Genomic DNA, 1,492 nt, shown 5'->3' with positions numbered 1-1,492 from the left:
CAGCGCTGCCGCTGACGCCGAACGGCAAGCTCGATCGGAATGCGCTACCGGCGCCGGCCGACGAGGCCTATGCGCTGGCGGCCTATGAGGCGCCGCAAGGCGCGGTCGAGATCGCGCTGGCGCGGATCTGGGCCGAGCTTCTCGGTGTCGAGCGCATCAGCCGCCACGACCACTTCTTCGAACTGGGCGGCCACTCGCTCCTGGCCGTGCAGGTGTCGAGCCGGCTGTCACAGGCTGTCGGGATCGAACTGCCGCTGTCGACGCTGTTTGCAAGGCCAGTGCTGACTGACCTGGCGGCAAGTATCGTCGAGCTGTTGAGCCGCTCCGGTCCGCAACAGCTGCCGTCGATTGCGGCCGTGTCGCGGCATGAGCCGCTGGTGCTGTCGTTTGCGCAGCAGCGGCTATGGTTCTTGGCGCAGCTGAACGTAGGCAGCACGAACTATCACATTCCGCTGGCCCTGCGACTGCGCGGGGTGCTCGACGGCCGCGCCTGGCAGCGCAGCCTTGACCGTCTGTTTGCGCGTCATGAGGCGCTGCGCAGTGTCTTTGTCGCGACGCAAGGCAAGCCCCGCGTTGAGGTCCTGCCGCCGGATGCGGGATTGCCGGTACTTGAGCACGATCTTCGGCACAGAGCTGATGCGGAAGCGGCACTTTTGGATCTGTGCCAAGAAGAGGCGCGCACGCCATTCGATCTTGCGCGCGGGCCGCTGATCCGCGGGCATCTGGTGCGGATGTCGAATGATGAGCACGTCTTCCTGCTGACCCAGCATCACATCGTCTCGGATGGCTGGTCGATGGGCGTGCTGCTGCGTGAACTCAGCCAGCTTTACCGGGCATTCGAGGCTGGTCAGGACGATCCTTTACCGGCGCTGGCGATCCAGTATCCGGATTACGCCGCCTGGCAACGCCAATGGCTGTCGGGGGAACGGCTGCAGAAGCAGGCGCAGTATTGGCGCAGCGCCCTGGCAGGCACCACCCGTCTTGTCTTGCCGACCGACCGTGCGCGGCCGGCCCAGCAGTCGTTTGCCGCGGCCACGGTCCCGATCGTCATCGATGCGGATCTGACGGGGAAGCTGAAGCGGCTGAGCCTGCAGCATGGCACGACGTTGTTCATGACGGTGCTGACAGCCTGGGCGGCGGTGCTGTCGCGTCTGTCGGGGCAGGACGACCTTGTGATCGGCGTGCCGAGTGCCAATCGGGGGCAGCGGGAGATCGAAGAGCTGATCGGCTTCTTCGTCAACACCCTGGCGCTACGGTTGGACCTGTCGGGCGAGCCAAGCGTGTCGGAGCTTCTGGAGCGGACGCGGCGCACGGTGCTGGCTGCGCAGGAGCATCAGGACCTGCCGTTCGAGCAGGTGGTGGAGATCGTACAGCCGCCCCGGGCTCTTGACCACACGCCGTTGTTGCAGGTGATGCTGGCCTGGGAGAACAATGGCGTTGGGTCACTGGACCTGCCGGGGCTGAATATCGAAGCTGCCTCCGAGGAGATCGA

The 1,492-nt window shown here is 65.6% G+C and carries 1 protein-coding gene; it reads left to right on the top strand.

Going from position 1 to position 1,492, the window contains the following annotated elements; genetic code table 11:
* The coding region (locus FNJ47_RS46035) for a condensation domain-containing protein (RefSeq protein WP_236000587.1) at positions 1–1,492 on the top strand (1,492 nt) is incomplete at both ends.

Origin of the sequence: Bradyrhizobium uaiense (assembly GCF_010811875.1) — a bacterium.
GTDB classification, from domain to species: domain Bacteria; phylum Pseudomonadota; class Alphaproteobacteria; order Rhizobiales; family Xanthobacteraceae; genus Bradyrhizobium; species Bradyrhizobium uaiense.
The sequence above is the reverse complement of the archived record's forward strand: the minus strand, read 5'-3'. Positions and strand labels throughout refer to the sequence as shown.